The organism is Streptomyces sp. NBC_01352 (assembly GCF_036237295.1).
Lineage (GTDB): Bacteria > Actinomycetota > Actinomycetes > Streptomycetales > Streptomycetaceae > Streptomyces > Streptomyces plumbiresistens.
The window spans coordinates 10,380,247-10,400,444 of the sequence record NZ_CP108354.1; the positions used below are offsets into that span (position 1 = coordinate 10,380,247).

Sequence of the window (20,198 nt, forward strand, 5' to 3'; positions counted from 1 at the left end):
TGTGTTCACCCGTCCAGGGTTCGCCCGTCCCGTGTCACCCGGAGTTCCGCCGGGAGCCCGCACGCCTCCTCAGCGCACGGCGTTCGTTCTCGCTCGTACCGCCCCAGACGCCGAGGGTCTGCCCGGAGTCCAGCGCCCACCGCAGGCACTGCTCCTGCACCGGGCAGCGCCGGCAGACGGCCTTCGCCTGCTCCTGCTGCACCAGCGCCGGGCCGGTGTTGCCGATCGGGAAGAAGAGATCGGGGTCCTCGTGGCGGCACGCGGCGTGGTCTCGCCAGTTGTCCATGGAATGTCACCTGCGATCGAAAGTCGTGTGCCCTCGGGGATGCCTTACTCGTTTCCGGGTCACCTGTCGATGCGTGGGTGAAACAACCGAGTCCTGTGAGACACGGAAAGGACGCGGTCGGGGAGGGGTTATTGCTCGCGCACGCCCCACGGCGAGCCGTAGTCGGTCAGCAGATCCAGGAAGGGGCGGGCCTCGAACGCCTCCGGGCCGAGGACGCCCGCGCCGGACCAGGCGCCGCCGGCGAGGAGTTCGAGGGCGACGACCGGGTTGACGGCGGTCTGCCACACCACCGCCTGGCAGCCGTACTCCGCCATGGACCACTGGTTGTCGACCACGTGGTACAGGTACACCTCGCGCGGTGCCCCGTCCTTGACGCCCCGCACCCAGGTGCCCGCGCAGGTCTTGCCGTGCATCCGCTCACCCAGCGTCGCCGGGTCCGGCAGACACGCTGCGACGACGTCCCGCGGCGAGACGGCGACCGGTCCGGCGGAGCTGGGCACGGTCACCGGGTCGGTACGGTCAAGGCCCAGCAGGTGCAGGGTCCTGAGGGTCTCGATGAACTCCCGGCCCAGGCCGTACTTGAAGGTGACGCGGTGCGCGCCGATCCAGCGCGGCACGAGCAGCACCTCCTCGTGCTCCACGTTCACGCACTCCACCGGCCCGATGCCCTCGGGGAAGTCGAACACCTCGGGCTCGCTGAAGGGTTCCGTGGTGAACCAGCCCCGGTCGGCCTCATAGACGACCGGGGGGTTGAGGCATTCCTCGATGGTGGTCCAGATGCTGAAGGAGGGTGCGAAGTCGTAGCCGTCGACCGTCAGGTTCGCGCCGTCGCGGATGCCGATCTCCTCGATCTCGTCGAAGAGTTCGTCGGCCGCGTACCGGGCGAAGACGTCCGACAACCCCGGCTCGACCCCCATGCCGACCAGAGCCAGCACGCCCGCCTTCTCCCACTCCTGAGCCTGCGCGAACTGCTCGTCGCCGAGCTTCACCCCGCACTCCTCGTACGGCCGTTCGGCGTGCGGTCGGGACAGTGACATCGCCATGTCCAGGTAGGTGGCGCCGGCGGTGCGTGCCGCCCGGAACAGCGGCATCACGAAGCGGGGATCGGTGGCGTTGAGGAGGACGTCGCAGCCGTGCCGCTCCAGCAGCGCCGCCACGGCCGCCTCGTCACGGGCGTCCACGCGCTCGGCCAGGAACCGGCCGCCGTCCTCGCCGAGGGCCGCGACGGCCGCCTCGGCCCGGGCCGGGTCGTGGTCGGCGACCACCATCGTGTCGAAGAACGGCCGACGGGCCGCGATCCGGGTGATGGCGGTGCCCACGCCACCGGCTCCCACGAGCAGTACACGCATGACAGAACTCCCTCGGTCGACAGTCGGTCGGGCGGGCCCGGGGCAGATACAACGCCGCCTGTCCACATAAGGTCAATGGCGTTGGCATAAGCCTCCGGGAGGGAGACAGGCGTGCCGAAACGAGTGGTCCCCGAGGAGAAGCGGCGGCGGCGCCGGCCCACCAGGAGCGGCACCGTGCTGTCCGAGCGGCTCATCGTCGAGACCGCGCTGCGCATGCTGCGCGAACACGGCAGTGCGGGCCTCACCGCCCGCCGTCTCGGCCTCGCCCTGGACGCCGACCCGTCCACGCTCTACCGGTACTTCCGCGGCATGGACGACCTGACGCTCGCCATCGGCGACGCGCTCATCGGCCAGGCGCTGAGGGGCTGGCGGCCGACGGGGGAGTGGCGGGCGGACCTGCGCGCCGTCGGACTGCGCATCCACGCCGCGTACGTCTCCCACCCCCAGGCCGCCCTGCTGACCACGAGCCGGGTCACCGGCCGCCCGAACGAACTGGCCGCCGACGAGGCCGTCCTGGACGTCCTGTGCACCGCCGGATTCCCCTTGCCGGACACCGTGCGCATCTACCACGCCTTCATCGACCAGACCCTGGCCTTCGCCGCCCTCGACGCCGCCTCGCTCGCCCTGCCGAGCGACTCGCTCCACGCCGACGAGGACATGTGGCGCTCCACGTACGCCCGCCTGCCCCGCACCACCCACCCCCGCATCGCCGAGGCGGCACCGCTCCTGGCCACCCGCATGGTCACCAGCGCCTATCCGACGGCGCTGGAGATGCTGCTGGACAGCGCGCAGGCTCAGCTCCAGGCGCACGGCGCCGCGGCAGGATGAACGTCGCCTGCCGCGGCCCTAGCCGCGCAGTGCCTCCGCGGCCGTCGCCGCGACCGCATCGGCCACCGCGGCCAGCGCGGGCGAGTCCAGCTTCCACTGCTGCCAGTACAGCGGTACGTCGACCGGACGTTCCGGCGCCAGGGAGACCAGGCGGCCCTCGCGCAGCAGCCGGTCCGCCTGCATCTCGGGCACCAGGCCCCAGCCCAGCCCGGCGGTGACGGCGTCCACGAACCCCTCCGAGGTCGGCACCGAGTGCCGTACGGGACTCGCCCCGCCCCGACCGCGCCGCAGCCGCCGGACGAAGGCGTCCTGGAGGTCGTCGCTCCGGTCGAAGGTCAGCACGGGCGCCTGGGCGAGGGCCTCCCGCAGCGGTCCGCCGAGGTGCCTCTCGGCGAACGCCGGGCTCGCCGCCGCGAGGTACCGCATCCGCCCCAGGGCCCGCACGGAACAGCCCGCCACGGCATCCGGCGACGAGGTCACCGCGGCCATCACCAGGCCCTCCCGCAGCAGCGCCGCCGTACGGGTCTCGTCCTCGCGGCGCAGCTCGAAGCAGAGCGGCGGCTCCTGCGGGACGCGGGTGAGCGCTCCCAGGAACCAGGTGGACAGGGAGTCCGCGTTCACCGCGACCGACACCCGGGTCGGCTCGCCCTCCCCGCGCATGCCGAGCTCGGCCCGCGCGTCCCGCTCCAGCCGGGCCAGCTGCCGGGCGAAGCGCACCACGACCTCACCGGACTCCGTCGGCCGCACCGGCTTGGTGCGCACCAGCAGCACCCGCCCCGTGCGCTGCTCCAGCGCCTTCACCCGCTGGCTCACCGCCGACGGAGTCACATGCAGGGCGGCGGCCGCCGCGTCGAAGGTGCCCTCGTCGACCACCGAGAGCAGCGTCCGGACCTGGTCCAGCGGGAGTTCGGTCATCATCACGACAGCTAATGATACGTAAGAATCTTTAGCTGTACTCCCGGTCATCGTTTCCCTAGCGTCGACGTCATGACCGCCTCCCTCACCGCCGCGGCCGCCGGCTTCGGCACCGGCCTCTCGCTCATCGTCGCCATCGGCGCCCAGAACGCGTTCGTCCTGCGCCAGGGGGTCCGCCGCCACGCGGTCCTCGCCGTCGTCGGGATCTGCGCCCTGTCCGACGCCCTGCTCATCGCCCTGGGCGTCGGCGGCGTCGGCGCCGTGGTGGTGGCCTGGCCGGGCGCGCTGACCGCGGTCGGCTGGATCGGCGGCGCCTTCCTGCTCGGCTACGGCGCCCTCGCCGCCCGCCGGGTCTTCAGGCCGGGCGGCGCCCTGCACGCCGACGGTGAGGCGGAGGGGTCGGTCCGGCGGGCGGTGCTCACCTGCCTGGCCATGACCTGGCTCAACCCGCACGTCTACCTCGACACCGTGTTCCTGCTCGGCTCCGTCGCCGCCGACCGCGGCTCGCTGCGCTGGACCTTCGGGCTCGGCGCGATCCTCGCCAGCCTGTGCTGGTTCACCGCACTCGGCTTCGGGTCCCGGTTGCTCGGCCGGTTCCTGGCCAGGCCGGCCGCCTGGCGGGTGCTGGACGGGCTGGTCGCCGCGATCATGATCGCCATGGGCCTGATGCTCGTCGCCGGAGCCTGAGAGGTCCCAAACGCCTGACGGCGGAAGCTGAGCATGCGGATCCCGAACGCCCGGCCGGTGCTGCCATAGTGATCCCTGGTCCGAAAGATGTATCGAGCAACCAGGAAGCACGTGGACACCAGCGAGAGCAGCAGCGAACCACAGACACCGGCCGCGGACGAGGGGAAGCGGACCCGGCGCCGCTGGGCCATGGACACCCGCCCGCTGCGCCGGCCGGCCTACCGCCGGCTGTGGTCCTCGACGATCGTCACCGCCGTCGGCAGCCAGCTCACCGCGGTCGCCGTGCCCAAGCAGGTGTACGACATCACCGGCTCCTCGGCCTGGGTCGGCGCCGCCAGTCTCGCGGGGCTGCTGCCCCTGATCGTGTTCGCGCTGTGGGGCGGAGCGATCGCCGATAGCATGGACCGCCGCAAGCTGCTCCTGATCACCAACAGCGGCATAGCCGTGACCTCGGTGCTGTTCTGGCTCCAGGCCGTCACCGGGCTGGAATCGGTGGTCGTCCTGATGCTCCTGCTCGCCGTGCAGCAGGCCTTCTGGGGCCTGAACGCCCCCGCCCGCAACGCCTCCATAGCCCGACTGGTCCCCGAGCAGGAACTGGCCGCCGCGAACGCGCTGGGCTCGACGGTGATGCAGACCGGCCAGGTGGTCGGCCCGCTGCTCGCCGGTGTCCTCATCCCCGTCATCGGCCTGCCCGAGCTGTACCTCATCGATGCCCTCGCCCTGTGCGTCACGGTGTGGGCGGTCTACCGGCTGCCCTCGCTGCCGCCCCTCGCCGGCACCGGGCCGCGCCGCGCGGGCGTGCGGGAGATCGCGGCCGGCTTTCGCTACATCTCCCTGCACAAGGTGCTGCTGCTGTCCTTCCTCGCCGACATCGTCGCGATGGTCTTCGGCATGCCCCGCGCCCTGTTCCCGCAGCTCGCCTCCCAGACATACGCGCCGTACGGCGAGGGATTCGCCCTCGGTCTCCTCTTCGCGGCGATCCCCATCGGCGCGGTGCTCGGCGGGCTGTTCTCCGGCACGTTCTCCCGGGCCCGCCGGCACGGCTGGATGGTCATCGGCGCGGTCGTCGCCTGGGGCGCTGCCATCACCGGCTTCGGCCTCAGCGACAGCCTGTGGCTCGCCGTGGTGTTCCTCGCCCTGGCCGGGGTCGCCGACATGGTCTCGATGGTCTTCCGCGGGGCGATCCTGCTGTCCGCAGCCACCGACGAGATGCGCGGCCGTATGCAGGGCGTCTTCACGGTGGTGGTCGCGGGCGGACCCCGCCTGGCGGACGTCCTGCACGGCTCGGCGGGCTCGGCCTTCGGCGCCCGTACGGCGGTGGCGGGCGGCGGGATCCTGGTGGTGGTCGTGATGCTGAGCCTGGCCCTCGCGGTGCCGGCGCTGCGTCGCTACCGGGTCTGATGTCCTACAACACGCTCCGCCGGCCCGTCGTGTACTGCTCCATGAGCTTGCCCCGGGTCGTCTCCAGCCGGTGCGCGAGGATCTCGGCGACGGACCGCACCAGGATCATGCCGAGCTGCGCGTCCTCCTCGCACAGCCCGAGCACCGCCGCCGCGTCGAACTCGTAGGCGCGCACCGGGCTGAAGGCCTCCGCGCCGAAGTCCCACCGGTACGGCGGGAACAGCCAGGACCAGCCGAGCAGGTCGCCCGCGCCGAGCCCGGCGACGGTCACCCGCCGGTGGGCGGTCACCTGCTGGGTGAGGGAGACGGCGCCGGAGCGGATGACCCAGAAGCGGTCGGCCGTGCCGCCCGCCTCGAAGATCCGGGCGTCCTCCGGGAAGGAGACCTCCCGGGCGAGCGACATCAGGCGCTGGCGCTGGGGCGACGGAAGGGCGGTGAGCAGTTTGATCGCTTTGGTCATGACGCGGGGCTCCTCGCCGGCGATGGATTCCGGTTTTTCCCTACGCCCATTTCAGCGGCTGCCGCCGCCCCGGGCACCTCGGCGGACGGAAGAATCGATCGCGGGGCGTCCGGGAGCCATGAGCGCGACGGGGTGCCGAGGGCAAGAAAAAGCCCTGGCTGGACGGGGGAGGCCAGCCAGGGCGTTCAAGGGTGGCGCAGGGAGGACGCTGTGGTCGACTCCGTAGCCACTATGAATGAACGGTAAACCATACGTGGGGGTTGCGCGAAACCAGATCCGGGTCACGTGACCTGTTTCACTCAATCGTTACTCAGCGACCTGCGTGGCGACTCTGATCGTCTCCAACCCTGCGTCGGTGGCGTCCGGCAGGTTCATGCCCGCCTCCAGACCGGTGAGCAGGTACCGCAGCACGGGCTCCGTCAGCCGCTCACCCGGCAGTACGGCGGGGATACCCGGCGGATACGGCGTGATCATCTCCGCCGCGATCCGCCCGGCGGCCTCCGACACCGGCACCTTCTCCGCGGGGCCGAAGAAGGCGTCCCGGGGCAGGCATGCCTGGGTCATCCGGAGTCCGGACGGCGAGGGCACCTCCACCCGGGGCCCCGGGCGCAGGTCCGGCGCGGCCTCGGCCAGGTCCTTGAGCGCGGCGAGCAGTTGGCCGGCCGTCTCCCGGTCGTCGGCGTGCGTGATCTGCGCGCCGATACGACGGTGGTCCGTCAGATGCATGTCGATGCTCCGGTGCTCCCGCAGCCAGTCCGCGGCCTGGTACCCGGTGATCCCGAGCGCGTCGACGTCGATGATGCCGGGCAGCGGGTCCAGGTCGTCGGCCATCCCCGCACCGCAGTAGTCGTCGCGGTCGTTGACGTGCATCCCGTCGATCGCCTCGACGGCGGCCCGCACCTCGGCGGCGAGATCCAGCGTGGCGCCCAGCAGTTCCTCGCCGTGCAGGGCCATCTGCCGGCGCCAGCCGTCGAGCCCTGCGTACAGCAGCACCGACGGGCTGGTGGTGCCCAGCAGATCGGCGCGCATCTGCAACAGGTCCGCCGGGACCAGGTCCCCCTGCAGATGGAAGACCGAACCCTGCTCCAGACCGCTGCCCATCTTGTGGATGCTGGTCACGCAGATGTCGGCGCCCGCGTCCATGGCCCAGGACGGCAGAACCGGATGGAAGGGCAGATGCGCGCCCCACGCCTCGTCCACGATCAGCGGGACCGAGCGGCGGTGACAGACCTCGGCGACCGCGCTCAGGTCCGCGCACGCGCCGTACGGCGTCGGACTGGTGATCAGCGCGCCCTTCGCGTCCGGATGCGCCTCGAAGGCCTGCTCGAAGTCCGCGGCGGACGGCGGATGTGCCAGATGCCGCTCGGCGTCCCACCGGGGTTCGATCCAGACCGGCTCGATGCCGGAAAGGATGAGCCCCGACACCACGGACTTGTGGGCGTCGCGCCCGATCAGCAGCTTCTCGTGCGGGCCCGCGACAGCCAGCATGGCCGCCTTGACGGACAGCGAGCTCCCGCACGTGGTGAAGAAGGTGTGGTCGGCATGCACGGCGTCGGCCATCAACTCCTGGGCCCGCTCCAGCACCCGGCCCCGGGTGAGCCGGTCGTCCAGCCCGCCCGACGCCAGTACGTCACCGAGGAACACCGCGTCACCGAGCACCTCCCGCACCGCGGGATCGGCGCCCCGGGCCTGCTTGTGACCCGGCGGCGCGAACGACATCCGGCCCTGGCGGTGATAGTCGGCCAGGGCTTCCAGAACCGGTGCGCGGGTGTGATCGGCAGCCATGGACGACGGGTTCCCGGACCGGGCGCCCGCCAAAACGCCCACTGTGCCCGTCACTCCTGCGCGCTGTGCTTGCCCGGCGTCAGGATCTCGTCCAGCACCGTGACCACGGCCTCGAACGCCAGCGTTCGTACGCCCGCGTCACGAGCCCCGTCCGGGTCCGCCCGGCGAAGGTCGTCGCTGCGGGTACGCCAGGTCCGTTCCTCCTCGGCCGCACAGGCCCGGGCACGTTGGATACGTCGCAGCAGTTCGTCTGAGTCCACCACATCGGTCATGGCATCCGCGTACCCGCTTCAGGCGCAGGGATGGCACGGGTTTCCCGCCCGGCACGAGAGGTTTGGCACGCCGGGGAGGGGTCAGCCGAAGAGGAGAGACCTGCGGAAGCTCACGCAGCGTGACACAGGAGCCGCTCGCAGCCGGGGCAGTCCGGCCGTCGTGTCCGCGGGGGCCTGCGAGGTGTCCGCGCCCGGCCGCGATCGCCGCGGTCGGCACCGGGCGCCGTTCTCTTCTTCAGCCAATCAGGGAGCTACAGGCATGTGCGAGGAGCACAGGACCGAATACGCCTTCCAGTCGTCGTTCGTCGCGGACCGGCGCGGGCAGCCAAGGACGTGCAAACCGGCCGACGCCCGCCGGGCGGTCGTACAGGCCGTGACCGAACGCTGCCGTGCCGACCACACCCCGTGCGACGCGAATGCCCTCTCCGACGCCCTGCTCGTCGCCTCGGAGCTCACCACCAACGCGATCCTGCACGGCGGCGGCATCACCGACTTCCACGTGGACATCGTGGGACCCGGCGTCCGCGTGTCGGTGAGTGACCGCAGCGACGAACTGCCGGTGGTCGACCCGCCGGTGGACCGGTACGGCCGACGGCGCGTCGGCGGCCACGGCTGGCCGATCGTCTGCCGGCTGTCCCGCGACGTCCGGGTCACCGACCTGCCCGCGGGCGGGAAGTGCATCACCGCTGTGGTGCCCCTGGCGTGAAGACTTTTCGGAACCGGAGTTTGCACCCAGGGGGGCAGGGCAGACGCAGAATCGTGCTTCGGACCGGAGGCGCGTCAGCGGGAGCGGTATGGCTGCCCCGGGGCCCTTCCTGGTCATCCGGGCAGCGCCTTCCCCTCCCGCGGTAACCACCTGAAACGACGTTCAGGAGCGATTCCGCATGCTCATCGATATGTCGACCAGCCGTCCCGGCGCATCCGCTCATCAGACCGCTCCGACCCGGCGCCGGCACGACGACGCCCCCGACACGACCGCCCTGTTCACCCGACTGGCCGCCCTGGACGACGGCCCCGAGCGTGACGCCCTCCGCGACGAACTCGTCACCGCCTGGCTGCCCATGGCTCACCGGATCGCAGGCCGGTTCCGCGACCGCGGGGAGTCCGTCGAGGACCTCCGGCAGGTGGCGGCGCTCGGCCTGGTGAAGGCGATCGACCGGTTCGAGCCGGAGCGGGGCGCCTTCGAGAGCTACGCCGTGCCGACCATCACCGGCGAGGTCAAGCGCCACTTCCGGGACCGGATGTGGGCGCTGAGGGTGCCCCGCAGGGTGCAGGAACTGCGCAACAAGGTGCGGGTGGCCCGACGCGAGCTGACCCAGAGCCCCGGTTCCGCCGAGCCGTCGGCCACCGACATCGCCGCCCACACCGGTCTGACCGAGGAGGAGGTCGCCGCGGGCATGGAGGCGCTCGAAAGCTTCAGCACCCTGTCGCTGGACGCCGAGCTCTCCGCCGGCGACGACGGCTACAGCCTCGCCGACACACTCGGCTCGTCCGACGCCTCCTACGACGTCGTCATCGACCGCGAGTCCGCCAAGGAGGGGCTGCGCCGACTGCCCGAGCGCGAGCGGGCCATCCTCTACATGCGCTTTTTCGAGGACATGACCCAAAGCCGCATCGCCGACCGGCTCGGCATCTCCCAGATGCACGTCTCCCGGCTGATCAGCCGCAGCTGCGCCCGGGTGCGCGACGAGGTGCTGGGGCAGCGGGCGAACCGGTGCGGCCCCGGCGGCCGGGCACTGTGAGCGAGAAGGGAGCGAGGTCGGATGCTGAGGCCCCAGCCGGCGTTCCTGCGCCGACTCGTCGAGCAGTACGAGTCGCTCCGGGCCGAGGAGACCGCGCGCGGCCCGAACGCACCGAGCCCGCGCGCCCTCGAGCTCGCCTACACACTCTGTGTGTCCACCGGCACGCGTGACGTGCGACTGGCACTGGACACGGCACACCGCCTGCTGAGGGCGGTGCCGGAGTCCAAGTCCGCTCCGCTGGCCGAGTGACGGGGCCCGCATGGCGATCCCCTGACGCATCAGCACCGCCGTACCGGGCGTCCCCACGGCGCGACGCCAAGCCGCCCGCGCCGTGGGGACGCCCTGCCCCGCTCGCCGGGGTGTGCTCGTCCGGGACCAGGGCATTCGGATTCCAGGAGGTCTACATGAACACGAGTGCCACGGCGCGAACCCCCCGGATGGAGGCCCGCCGGGTCGCGAAGGGGTCGGCAGGTGAAGGGGCCGCGCGAGCCGGACTGACCGCGCGGGGAGTGATCTACCTGCTGGTCGGAGTCCTGGCCCTGCAGATCGCCTTCGGCGACGGCAAACGTCAGGCCGACCGCGGCGGCGCCCTCGCCGAACTCGCCGACCAGCCGTTCGGCGCGGCACTGCTGTGGGCGCTCGGCATCGGCCTCGTCTGCATGGCCCTGTGGCGGCTGTCCGAGGTCCTTTTCGGCTCGGTCGGGCCGGACGGCCGTAAGGCGAGGAAACGACTGCTGTCGGCCGTGCGGTGCGCCTTCTACACCTTCGTCGCCTACTCCGTGCTGTCCTTCGCAGCGGGCTCGGGCGGCAGCGGGTCCAGCGACGAGCAGTCCAAGGACGTCACCGCGCGGCTGCTGGAGGTCCCCGCCGGGCAGTGGCTGGTCGGCGTGGCCGGCGCCGGGATCGCCGTCGCCGGTGTGTGGATCGCCGTGCGGGCGGCGCTGCGCAAGTACCACGACAAGCTCAGGCTCGGCCAGATGTCGCTGCGCACCAGGCGACTGGTCGACGTCACGGGCGTGGCCGGCGGCGTGGCGCGCGGAGCGGTGTTCGCCGTGGCGGGTGCCTTCGCCGTGCGCGCGGCCGTCGACTACGCGCCCGACAAAGCCAAGGGCCTCGACGACACCCTCCGCTCGTTCGCCGACACTCCGCTCGGGCCGTGGCTGCTGGTCTGCGTCGCGGCCGGCCTCGTGCTCTTCGGGCTGTTCTCCTTCGCGATGGCCCGTTGGCGCCGGGTCTGAGAGGCGGCGCGGGGTTCCGGGAGCCGGGATCGCGTCTGAGATTCGCCACACGGGGAACACGGACCAGATGAACGAACCCGAGCTCCCGCCCGACGGCCGGCCCGTGGACGTCTACCTCGACCTGCTGCGCGTCCGCATGGAGACGGAGGACTACCGTCTCCTGCTCAGCGTGGTCGAACCGGTTCTGCGGGCGATCGAGGAACAACGCCTGCCCGCACTCGACTTCGCCCTCGACGAGACGCATGCCGAGGGGCTGCCCCAGGAGGTCCGCGACGAGGCGGCGCTGGTCATCGCCACCGCGGTCACGGGCCGACTGGACAACGAGGTGGTCGAACTCCACGTCGAGGACACCGGCCCGGTCCGGGTCGTCACCGACGCGGCCACCGCGTCCGACCCCGTGCGCCTCGGCGAGATCGCCGACTACATCCGCGAACGACAGAGGATGAACGACGAACTGCGCGGCATCGCCGAAGTGAGCGACCTGCCGACGGACATCTGAGGCGAGCGCCCCGCTGTCACCGCCGGCGTGCCGGCACCGGCATGCCCAGCGGCCGGGCCAGCCCCGCCACCGACTCGTCCAGGCGTTGCAGATGCCGCAGCACGCGGTCGGTGACCCGGCCGTACCGGGGTGTGCCCGGGATGTCCGGCTCCAGGAGCGAGGCGATGCTCGGGCCGGTCTCGATCTCGACGGCGGCCCGCTCGTCGGCGACGTGCGCGGCGAGGGCCCCGATGTTGTGCTGGATCCGCCGCCCGGCCCGGCGCAGTCTCGGGTCCGCCGCAATCGAGGGGTGGGTGGGCAGCAGTTCGGCCGTCGCCGCCAGCGAACGCGCGTGGTACGCGCAGGTCTCGAGCAGCGCGACGACATAGCGGGCGGTGTCCCGGCGGGCCCGCAGCGGCGTGACCGGGTGGGTGAGCGGCTGGGTGGCGGCGCGCAGGTCGGCCAGCGCCTGGTCCAGGTCGCGCGCCTGGTCCAGCAGATCGACCGGCGGACCGCCGCTGAGCTGGTCCACCGCTCCCTCGGTGACGTCCGCGAGCCGGTCCAGGACGGTGACCAGCAGTTCGTTCGTACGGCGGTCCGTGCGCACCGGCAGCACGAACGCCGCCGCGACGATCCCGCAGGCCGCGCCGAGCGCCGTCTCCGCCACCCGCAGCAACAGCACCGAGGCGCTGTAGGTGTGCAGGAGGGTGTAGAGCACGCCCAGCGCCGCGGTGACGAAGAAGGACATCAGGGTGTACGACAAGGGAGCCGTGTAGAACATCGCGAACACGCACAGCAGCACCAGCGCGAACGCGGTCCAGGTGTGCTGCCCGACCAGCGCGGCCAGCACGATCCCGGCCACCACCCCGAACACCGTGCCCAGCAGCCGCCGGTAGCCCTTGACCAGGATCTCGCCCGTGGACGCGGTGTTGAGGAACACGATCCAGCAGGTCAGCACCGCCCAGTACCAGCGGTGGCTGGAGAGGAACTCCCCGCCGACGATCGCGAGCGACGAGCCCACGGCGACCTGCACGGCGGCCCGGGTGGTCGGTCGCCGCAGCCCGGTCTGCTCCTCGTCGTCGGTGTCGTCCTCGCCGGCGTCGATGGCGGCGTCCTCGGCGTCGAGTTCCTCGCGCGAACGGGCCGTCGCCGGGCTGTCGTCCGAGTCGTCCTGGGGCCCGTCCAGGGCGATCCGCAGGCCCAGAACCGCCCGCGAGGCCTCGCCGATACCCCGGAAGACGTCCTGGACGGCGGGTGAGGCGGGCGGCAGGTTCTCCTCGTCGCGGTACCCGAGCAGCCGGTTGCGCACATGGGACAGGGCCGTGCCGGACTCCCCGTTTACGGGCCGCAGCACGAGCATCCGCAGCGCGTCCAGATCGCGGCGCAAGGTGGCACTCGCCTCGTCCCGCACGGGCAGATGACCTCCCGCCGGGACGGGGGCGCCGGGCAGATGCAAAGTCAGTGTGGTCGCCCGCTCGGCGCTGCGCGCGGTCAGCAGCAACAGGCCCAGGCGCTCGGCGGCGATCTCGGCGTCCGCGATACGGCGCTGCACGAGGCGGGCCGCGGCCTCGTCGGACGTGCCGTCCTCCAGCCGCCCCTGGATCATCATCGCCGTCTCGTTCAGGCGGGCGGTGCCGCTGCGCACGTCCTCCAGCGCCTTCTCCACCTCGTCCGGCCCGGCGTCGAGCAGGTCGAGCTGTGCCGACACCAGTTGGGCCAGCCTCGCGCGGAAGGCCTCGCGCAGCCGTTCAAGGATCTGCCCGGGCGTCTCGGGCACGAGCACGAACCGCACCAACGCGCTGCTGAGGAAGGCGATGACGATGGCGCCGTACAACTCGGGCAGTCCCGAGACCGTGGCGCCGACGAACAGGGACAGGAAGTAGACCTGGAACCCGATCAGGCCGAGCGCGGTGCCGCGGTCGCCGAACCGGCGCCCGTAGACGGCGAAGAAGATGAGCGCGACGAAGAAGAGGTCGCCGGCCACCACACGGGAGCTGAGGAGCGCCCCCAGCGTCACCGACGCCAGCGCCACCGGCAGCCCCAGGGCGAGCGTGACGGCCTGCTGCCCGCGCTGCTTCTCGCGGATGGCGAAGGTGGCGACCATCGCCGCCATGGCCCCGGCGACCAGATGCGTGACGTCGACGTCGAGGAAGCTGAGGACGGCCAGCGTGAGGGCGATCGCGCCCACGGTCCGCAGACCGGCGGTCAGTCTCAGCAGACCGGGATCGGAGGCGGCGATGCCGTCCCGCAGTCGTGCCCGCACCGACCGTCCCGCTGCCTTCACGCCGCCGTACTCACTCCCGTGTCCCGTCATGATCTCCGGCATCAGCATGACACGGCGGGGCGGGCCTCACCGGTCCCGGGTCTCGGCCAGGGTGTACGCCACGAGGGCGTTGGCATAACCGTGGCCGAGGCCGTGCTCCGTCTTCAGCCAGGTGACCAGTTCCATGTGCCGGCTCAGCGGCGAGGAACGGATGAGTTCCTGCCACTCGGCGATCGGCCGGCCGTACTTCTTCTCGATCGAGGGGAAGTAGCTCGCGGGGCCCTTCACGGTCTCGGCCATGGCGGTTGTCCTTTCGCTGTGACGCTGTCCTGTCCCTCCTTGGACCGCCGACCGGCCGGCAACTGATCGGCGGTTCAAAGTGACCCACGTCACGTGCGGAGAAGTGTCACTGCTCGATCCGCTCGGAGCCCTCGACATGGGCCCGCACCTTTTCCGGCGTCAGATAGGCGTCCACGCCCGCCGTGTCCTTCAGCTTGAGGGACCTGCCGTGCTGGAAACCGGTGCGGACGAAGTCGTCGCCGGCGACCGCGTTGAGCACCCAGTTCGTCATGACCCGGGTCTTGGCGACATTGGTGCGCAGCGCCGACCAGTGGTAGCCGCGGGCCACCGCCTGGGCGGGCAGGCCGCGCAGTTCGATGCCGAGCGGCTTGGAGACGGCGTCCGTGCCGCCGAGGTCGACGACCAGGCCGAGGTCCTTGTGGACGTACGGCTTCGTCGGCTGATTGCGCAGCGTCGCGATGACGTTGTCGGCGACGTGCTTGCCCTGCCGCAGCGCGTGCTGCGCGGTCGGCGGGCACACCGCGCCCTCCACACCCTTGGCCTCGTCGGGCACCGCGGCGGCGTCGCCGAGCGCGAAGACCCCGTCCTGGCCCGGCAGGTTCATGTCGGCCGTGACCGCGAGCCGCCCCCGCACCGTCTCCGCCCCGAGCGTGGCCATGAGCGGGCTCGCGACCACACCCGCGGTCCAGATCAGGGTGTGGGTCGGGATCACCCGGCCGTCGGTGAAGGTGACCTCTTCCGGGCCCGCCTTGTCGATCGAGACCCCCAGCGAGATCTCGATGCCGCGCCGACGCAGGATCTCCGTGGCGCTGCGGCCGAGCTTGTCGCCCAGCTCCGGCATCAGCTTCGGGGCGATGTCGATCAGATGCCACTTGATCAGGCCCGGATCCAGGCGGGGGTAGCGCTTGACGGCGGCGTGCGTGAGGCGCTGCAGGCAGGCCGCGGTCTCGGTGCCGGCGTAGCCGCCGCCGACCACCACGAACTGCAGCCGTGCGGCACGCTCGACCGGGTCGTCACTCGCGTCGGCGAGGTCCAGCTGGGAGATGACGTGGTCACGCACGTACGCGGCCTCGGCGAGCGTCTTCATGCCGAAGGCGTTGTCGGTGAGGCCGGGGATGTCGAAGGTGCGGGTGACGCTTCCGGGGGCCAGCACGATGTAGTCGTACGGCTCGTCGACGATCTGGTCGGTGATGGTGCGGATGACGCAGACCTTGGCCTTGAGGTCCACGCCGATCGCACCGCCCGGAATGATCCGGGTGCGGTACTTCTTGCTGCGGCGCAGCGAGACGGCGATCGACTGGGGCGTCAGCACGCCGGAGGCGACCTGGGGCAGCAGGGGGAGGTAGAGCTGGTAGGCGCGCGGTGTCACCAGGGTGACGTCGGCCTCGTCGGGGGAGAGTTTGCGTTCCAGACGGCGAACGCACTCCACGCCGGCGAAGCCTGCGCCAACCACCAGGATCCTGGGTCGTGTCACGGTGTTCATCCCTTTCTGCGGCTCCAGGCGGTATGCCTCGGACGCCTTTCGCCTGCCCGTGGATCGCTGCTTGGCACCTCATCGATCCCCGGCGGACGAACGCGTCGAGCACCACCATGCCCGCCCGGCAGCCGTTGCGCACCGGGGCGCTCGTGAAGATCGTGGGACAGAAGCCGTGGACGGCGCCTCAGGCGGCCAGATGACACAGCAGCAGGCATACGTCGTCGTCCCGTTCGGAGTCGCTGAGCAGGGGGGCGAGGATCCGGTCGGCCGAACCCTCCAGGTCCGCGTCCAGCTCCGCCGAGTCGAACGAACCGAGCGCCCGGGCCAGGCGTTCGATGCCCGGGTCTATGCCCTGCGCGCGCCGCTCCACCAGGCCGTCCGTGTACAGCGCCAGCGTGGAGCCGGGCGCGAGCGGCGCGGTGTGGTCGTGGATCTCCTGCCGCAGCGGGATGCCGAGCATGGCGCCCGGTTTGGCGTCCAACGTGTGCACCTGTCCGTCGGGGGTACGCAGCACCGGCGGCGGATGGCCCGCGGCCGCCCAGGTCAGCGTCGGGTCGCCGGGGCGGAAGCGGGCGATGACCGCGGTGGCGTACAGATCCGGCTGGAGATGGTGCAGGAACGTGTGCAGCTGCGTCAGCAGCCGGCCGGGGCTGCCGCCGTCGACGGCGTAGGCCCGCAGCGCGGTCCGCAGCTGGCTCATCATCACGGCCGCGTGCAGACCGTGTCCGGTGACGTCGCCGATGACGGTGATCAGGCTGCCGTCGGGCTGCCGGAACGCGTCGTACCAGTCGCCGCCGATGTTCAGCCCGCGTGTGGCCGGCAGGTAGCGGGCGGCCAGACTCAGACCCGGCGTGCTGGGCAGGTCGGTGAGCAGAGCACGCTGGAGCGTCTCGGCGATGTCCCGGTTGTGCTCGAAGCGCCGGGCGTTGTCGATGGCGATGCTGGCCCGTCTGGTGAGCTCGATCAGCATCACGGCGTCGTCCGGGTCCCAGCGGTCGCCGGGCGGCGACAGGGTCAGCACGCCCAGCGGGGTGCGCCGTGTCGGCAGCGGGATGCACAGCAGGGGCCGGGCCGGATCCAGCGCGGAGGGCGGCTGGTCCACGACGCCGGGCAGGCCGCCCGGATGGTCGGCCGCGTACTGCGGGCGGCCGGTGCGGGCGGCGAGTACGGCGGCGGCCGGGTGCGGGGCGGGCGGATGCCGGTCGTCGTCGCCGTCGAACAGCCAGACGTCGACGCTGCGGGCGTACTCGGGCACCAGCAGTTCCGGCAGCAGGCGCACGATCTCGTCGTGGTTCAGCGACGCCGTCAGGACGGCGCTGGCGTCCGCCAGGAACGTCAGCCTGCGGCGGGCGCTCTCCGCCTCGGTACGTGCCTTGCGCTCGGCGGCGAACGCGTCGCGCTGGGCCCGCCCGGCGGCGTCCAGCTCGGCGTGCAGCGCCAGCACGCCCTGGTTGGTCTGGTGCAGCTCCTCCCGGTGGAAGGTGACCAGCTCCTCCTGTTCGCTGAGCCGCTCCAGCACCAGCGCGGTGTCCTCGTCGGCGCCCAGCAGGGCCTCCGCCAGGACCGCCGGGTCGTCCGCCACCGCCGTGCCGTCGGGTGCGTCCGCCGCCCGGTCGCAGCGGACCGTCGTACGCCACGGCGGCTGCGCGGCGGCGGCACCCGTGCCGTGCCACGGGGTCACCACCACATGCAGCAGCCCCTCCTCGGCGGGCGCGGCCGTGGTGTCCAGGGTGAGCCGCCAGGTGCCGCCCTTGGTGAGGCACTGCCGCAGCTGGGAGCTGAGCGCCGTGGTCAGCCGGGTGCGGTCGAGGGCGGACACGCCGTACGCGGCGGCGAGGCGGGCGGTGGCGATCCGGGCCCGGGCCGCGTCGACGACGGTGGTGATCTGCAGACTGCGGGTCATGGAGCCTCCGCCGGAGTCGGGGCGAGTACCGCCACGGCCGTGTCGTCCCGCACCGGCCACGCGGAACTGCTCGCGTCGCGCACCGTCACGGCGGCCACGACGGCCGGGTCGGCGGCCAGCAGGTCCGCGTCGGACGGCGGTGTCCAACGGCTGGGCAGGCCGTCGCTGTGCAGGATCAGCAGCCGGTCGGCCGCCCAGGTCAGACGGTCCTCCCGCAGCGTCGCGTGCCGGTGGACGCCCACGATGCCGGGCCGGGACAGCAGGGAACGCCACCTCTCGCCCTCGCGCAACCGGGCCCCTATGTTGCCGACGCCCGCGAACCGCAACAGCCCGGCACCGGTCTCCACCTGGGCGACGGCGACGGCCGCGCCCCGGGTGCCGCGCAACGCCGTGTCGAGGTGCACCAGGGCCTCGGCGGGCGGGAGGTGGGCGGCGCGGTGCAGGGCCTGAACGGCCGCCGTCGACGCGCGGGCCGCCTGCGGACCGTGCCCCAGCCCGTCGGCCAGCATCAGGGTCAGCCGGTCGCCCGAGCGGACCCACGCCCAGGCGTCGCCCGAGTACTCGGCCCCGGCGAACGGCACGTTCACCCCGCCGGCCCGCACCACGGCGACCGGCGCCGGGCCCTTCGCGCGGGCACCGACCCGGGCCAGCGCCACCGTGCCCCGGCCCGGCGCACTGTGCAGCCCGAAGCCGTCGGCGATACGGCGGCACGTGCCGAGCCCGGCCCCGAGGGAACGGGTGGTCGAGAAACCGTCGCGCAGGGCGGCGGAGACATCGGCCATGCCGGGACCGTGGTCGATCGCGGCGATCTGCACCAGACAGGCGCCGTCCGAGGGCGTGGGCGGGGCCACGAGGTCGACGAGCATCCGGCCGCCCCCGGCATGCTTGAGCAGGTTGGTGGCCAGCTCGGTCGCCACCAGCGCGGCGGCCGCCGTACGCGGCTCGTCGAGCCCCGCCAGGGCCGCCGCGTGCTCCGCGGCCACCCTCGCGTCCCGCACCCGGGTCGAGTCGTGGACCGGGACCTCCCACACGCGCGGCATCAGAACTCCCCGCGGGGGCGCGGTGGTCGGGCCGCCCAGGAGACCACCGTGACCTTGGTGCCGACCCCCGGAGTGCTGTCGACGGCGAACTCGTGCACCAGGCGGCGCGCACCGCCCAGGCCCATCCCCAGCCCGTCGCCGGAGGTGTAGCCGTCGCCCAGCGCCCGCTCCAGGTCCGGGATGCCCGGCCCCTCGTCGGAGAACGTCAGCCGCAGCCCGCGCGTGTGCCCGTTGGTCAGGCCCGCCGTCTCCATCCGGCCGCCGCCGCCGTGCACCAGGGTGTTGCGGGCCAGTTCGCTGGCCGCGGTGACCAGCTTGGTCTGCTCCACCAGGCCGAAACCGAGCAGGCCGGCGGCCTGCCGCACATGCTGGCGCACCCACACCAGATCCATGTCCGAACGGATCGGCAGGCAGGCGTCGACGCCCGCGGCTGTCTCCATCACCGGCTCTCCTGGCGCGGGCCACCGGAGCGGGAGACCGGATCGGACCCCGCGAGGAGGTCCATGGCCGCCTCCGCGGAGAGCGCGGTGCGCAGCCCCGGAAGCGTCAGCCCCAGCTCCACCAGCGTGATCGCGACCGCCGGACGCATGCCGGCCACCACGGTGCGCGCGGCCAGCAGCGAGGCCTGAGCCGCGATCTCAGCCAGCACCCGCCCGAGGAACGAGTCGACTATCTCGACACCGGAGATGTCGATGACCACGCCACGCACCCCGGTGCCCACGACGGTCTCACCGATGTCCTGCTGGAGCTGCTGCGCCGTGCTGTCGTGCAGGTCCCCCTGGAGGGTGACCAGGAGGACGTCGCCGAGCCTGAGGACCGGCACGTGCCCCGTGACGGAGCGGGAGAGGTCGTGGTTCACCGGTGCCCCGCACCACCGGGCGTCGCGTTGATGATGTCCGCTCCCAACTCGTGCAGGGCGTAGGCCAGGGCGTCGGCCAGGCTCGCCCGGGTGATCACCGTGCCCAGGTCCAGGCCCAGATGGACGATGGTCTGCGCGATCGCCGGACGGATGCCGGAGACGACGCACTCCGCGCCCATCAGCCGGGCGGCCGCGACCGTCTTCATCAGGTGCTGGGCGACCAGGGAGTCGACGGTCGGCACACCGGTGATGTCCAGGATCGCGAACCTGGCGTGCTGGTCGACGACCGCCTCCAGCAGCGTCTCCATCACGACCTGGCTGCGGGCGCTGTCGAGCGTCCCGATCAGCGGGACGGCCACGATGCCGTCCCAGAGCTTGATGACCGGCGTGGCCACTTCCATCAGCTGCAGCCGCTGCCGCTCGATCAGGGCCTGTCCTTCGCTCAGCGCCGTCTCCAGCACGACCAGCCGCATCGTCCCCATGAGCACGGTCAGGGCCGTCGTGCAGTCCCGGACCAGCTCGGTCGGTTCGTCGGGGAGGTCGGCGACCAGGAGGTTCTCGACGGGCGGGCGCAGCGCGTCCACGTCGTTCGAGACCTGCGCGGTGGTGAAGCCGGCCCGGGAGCGGGCCGCGCCCATCCGCGACAACTGCTCGCGCACCACGGTGAATCCGGCGGCGTCGGGATCGTGCACCTGATCCGTGTCGGCGACCTGGGCCAGCGCGTCGACGACGATCCTGCCCGCTTCCACCGCCTCGTCCCGCGAGACGGTGAACACCGTACGGAACAGCGGCTCGTCGGCCCACCGCTGGGAGATCTGCTCGGCGCGGCGGCGCAGGAAGGCCGCGACCTCCCGTGCCGGCGATCCGTGCTGCCCTGTCGATTCGTGCTCCGGCACCTGTTGTCTGCTCCTAGCC

22 protein-coding genes are annotated in these 20,198 nt (G+C 72.2%); 8 read left to right on the plus strand and 14 right to left on the minus strand.

Annotation, left to right across the window (positions count from 1 at the left end; all coding sequences use genetic code 11):
- Positions 1 to 34: 34 nt before the first annotated feature.
- Both OG252_RS47655 and OG252_RS47660 read right to left on the minus strand, forming a co-directional pair.
- Entirely contained in the window at positions 35 to 286 is a 252-nt protein-coding gene (locus OG252_RS47655) for a WhiB family transcriptional regulator (RefSeq protein ID WP_266445947.1), read from the minus strand.
- A gap of 128 nt (positions 287 to 414) precedes the next feature.
- The gene (locus OG252_RS47660) at positions 415 to 1,635 is read right to left on the minus strand and encodes a saccharopine dehydrogenase family protein (RefSeq protein WP_266445949.1); all 1,221 of its coding nucleotides are present in this window, start codon (positions 1,633 to 1,635) and stop codon (positions 415 to 417) included.
- Positions 1,636 to 1,746: 111 nt separating this feature from the next.
- On the opposite strand from OG252_RS47660, the gene OG252_RS47665 reads away from it, so the two are divergent.
- Positions 1,747 to 2,463, plus strand: a complete 717-nt coding sequence (locus tag OG252_RS47665) for a TetR/AcrR family transcriptional regulator (protein WP_329344360.1) — start codon at positions 1,747 to 1,749, stop codon at positions 2,461 to 2,463.
- Between the two features lie 18 nt (positions 2,464 to 2,481).
- Here the strand turns inward: OG252_RS47665 and OG252_RS47670 are convergent, their stop codons facing one another.
- The gene (locus OG252_RS47670; RefSeq protein WP_329345396.1) at positions 2,482 to 3,381 is read right to left on the minus strand and encodes a LysR family transcriptional regulator ArgP; all 900 of its coding nucleotides are present in this window, start codon (positions 3,379 to 3,381) and stop codon (positions 2,482 to 2,484) included.
- 69 nt (positions 3,382 to 3,450) lie between these two features.
- Here OG252_RS47670 and OG252_RS47675 point away from each other — a divergent pair, with 69 nt between their 5' ends.
- Both OG252_RS47675 and OG252_RS47680 read left to right on the plus strand, forming a co-directional pair.
- Entirely contained in the window at positions 3,451 to 4,065 is a 615-nt protein-coding gene (locus OG252_RS47675) for a LysE/ArgO family amino acid transporter (protein ID WP_329344363.1), read from the plus strand.
- A gap of 111 nt (positions 4,066 to 4,176) precedes the next feature.
- Positions 4,177 to 5,466, plus strand: coding sequence for an MFS transporter (locus OG252_RS47680; protein ID WP_443068464.1), 1,290 nt, complete (start codon positions 4,177 to 4,179; stop codon positions 5,464 to 5,466).
- Between the two features lie 4 nt (positions 5,467 to 5,470).
- Here OG252_RS47680 and OG252_RS47685 read toward each other — a convergent pair whose 3' ends face one another.
- The 3 genes from OG252_RS47685 to OG252_RS47695 all read right to left on the minus strand — a co-directional run bounded on the left by OG252_RS47685 (position 5,471) and on the right by OG252_RS47695 (position 7,983).
- The gene (locus tag OG252_RS47685; RefSeq protein ID WP_329344368.1) at positions 5,471 to 5,926 is read right to left on the minus strand and encodes a Crp/Fnr family transcriptional regulator; all 456 of its coding nucleotides are present in this window, start codon (positions 5,924 to 5,926) and stop codon (positions 5,471 to 5,473) included.
- 306 nt (positions 5,927 to 6,232) lie between these two features.
- Positions 6,233 to 7,711, minus strand: a complete 1,479-nt coding sequence (locus OG252_RS47690; protein ID WP_329344370.1) for an aminotransferase class I/II-fold pyridoxal phosphate-dependent enzyme — start codon at positions 7,709 to 7,711, stop codon at positions 6,233 to 6,235.
- Between the two features lie 50 nt (positions 7,712 to 7,761).
- Positions 7,762 to 7,983, minus strand: a complete 222-nt coding sequence (locus OG252_RS47695) for a hypothetical protein (protein ID WP_329344372.1) — start codon at positions 7,981 to 7,983, stop codon at positions 7,762 to 7,764.
- A gap of 259 nt (positions 7,984 to 8,242) precedes the next feature.
- Here OG252_RS47695 and OG252_RS47700 point away from each other — a divergent pair, with 259 nt between their 5' ends.
- From OG252_RS47700 to OG252_RS47720, 5 genes are all read left to right on the plus strand, one after another.
- Positions 8,243 to 8,689: an ATP-binding protein gene (locus OG252_RS47700; protein ID WP_266445965.1), complete on the plus strand. Its 447-nt coding sequence runs from the start codon at positions 8,243 to 8,245 to the stop codon at positions 8,687 to 8,689.
- 178 nt (positions 8,690 to 8,867) lie between these two features.
- The gene (locus OG252_RS47705) at positions 8,868 to 9,725 is read left to right on the plus strand and encodes a SigB/SigF/SigG family RNA polymerase sigma factor (protein WP_329344374.1); all 858 of its coding nucleotides are present in this window, start codon (positions 8,868 to 8,870) and stop codon (positions 9,723 to 9,725) included.
- Positions 9,726 to 9,746: 21 nt separating this feature from the next.
- Positions 9,747 to 9,974, plus strand: coding sequence for a DUF5133 domain-containing protein (locus tag OG252_RS47710; protein WP_266445970.1), 228 nt, complete (start codon positions 9,747 to 9,749; stop codon positions 9,972 to 9,974).
- Positions 9,975 to 10,129: 155 nt separating this feature from the next.
- Positions 10,130 to 10,963, plus strand: coding sequence for a DUF1206 domain-containing protein (locus OG252_RS47715; protein ID WP_329344378.1), 834 nt, complete (start codon positions 10,130 to 10,132; stop codon positions 10,961 to 10,963).
- A 67-nt stretch (positions 10,964 to 11,030) separates the two neighbouring features.
- Complete coding sequence (locus OG252_RS47720) at positions 11,031 to 11,462, plus strand: hypothetical protein (RefSeq protein WP_266445974.1); 432 nt, start codon at positions 11,031 to 11,033, stop codon at positions 11,460 to 11,462.
- A 16-nt stretch (positions 11,463 to 11,478) separates the two neighbouring features.
- Here the strand turns inward: OG252_RS47720 and OG252_RS47725 are convergent, their stop codons facing one another.
- The 8 genes from OG252_RS47725 to OG252_RS47760 form a co-directional block, all read right to left on the minus strand.
- Positions 11,479 to 13,755, minus strand: a complete 2,277-nt coding sequence (locus tag OG252_RS47725) for an FUSC family protein (RefSeq protein ID WP_329344381.1) — start codon at positions 13,753 to 13,755, stop codon at positions 11,479 to 11,481.
- Positions 13,756 to 13,791: 36 nt separating this feature from the next.
- Complete coding sequence (locus tag OG252_RS47730; protein WP_329344383.1) at positions 13,792 to 14,004, minus strand: DUF4287 domain-containing protein; 213 nt, start codon at positions 14,002 to 14,004, stop codon at positions 13,792 to 13,794.
- A 106-nt stretch (positions 14,005 to 14,110) separates the two neighbouring features.
- Complete coding sequence (locus OG252_RS47735; protein ID WP_329344385.1) at positions 14,111 to 15,487, minus strand: NAD(P)/FAD-dependent oxidoreductase; 1,377 nt, start codon at positions 15,485 to 15,487, stop codon at positions 14,111 to 14,113.
- Positions 15,488 to 15,665: 178 nt separating this feature from the next.
- Positions 15,666 to 17,384 (minus strand): PP2C family protein-serine/threonine phosphatase, encoded by a 1,719-nt coding sequence (locus tag OG252_RS47740; RefSeq protein ID WP_266445984.1) that lies wholly within the window; start codon positions 17,382 to 17,384, stop codon positions 15,666 to 15,668.
- The gene (locus OG252_RS47745) at positions 17,381 to 18,424 is read right to left on the minus strand and encodes an ATP-binding SpoIIE family protein phosphatase (RefSeq protein ID WP_266445987.1); all 1,044 of its coding nucleotides are present in this window, start codon (positions 18,422 to 18,424) and stop codon (positions 17,381 to 17,383) included. The genes OG252_RS47740 and OG252_RS47745 overlap by 4 nt, the downstream gene beginning before the upstream one ends.
- Positions 18,424 to 18,864, minus strand: coding sequence for an anti-sigma regulatory factor (locus OG252_RS47750; RefSeq protein ID WP_329344388.1), 441 nt, complete (start codon positions 18,862 to 18,864; stop codon positions 18,424 to 18,426). Before OG252_RS47750 ends, OG252_RS47745 begins: the two co-directional genes overlap by 1 nt.
- Positions 18,864 to 19,283 (minus strand): STAS domain-containing protein, encoded by a 420-nt coding sequence (locus tag OG252_RS47755; RefSeq protein WP_329344390.1) that lies wholly within the window; start codon positions 19,281 to 19,283, stop codon positions 18,864 to 18,866. The genes OG252_RS47750 and OG252_RS47755 overlap by 1 nt, the downstream gene beginning before the upstream one ends.
- Positions 19,280 to 20,179: an STAS domain-containing protein gene (locus OG252_RS47760; protein WP_266445995.1), complete on the minus strand. Its 900-nt coding sequence runs from the start codon at positions 20,177 to 20,179 to the stop codon at positions 19,280 to 19,282. The genes OG252_RS47755 and OG252_RS47760 overlap by 4 nt, the downstream gene beginning before the upstream one ends.
- Positions 20,180 to 20,198: the final 19 nt, after the last annotated feature.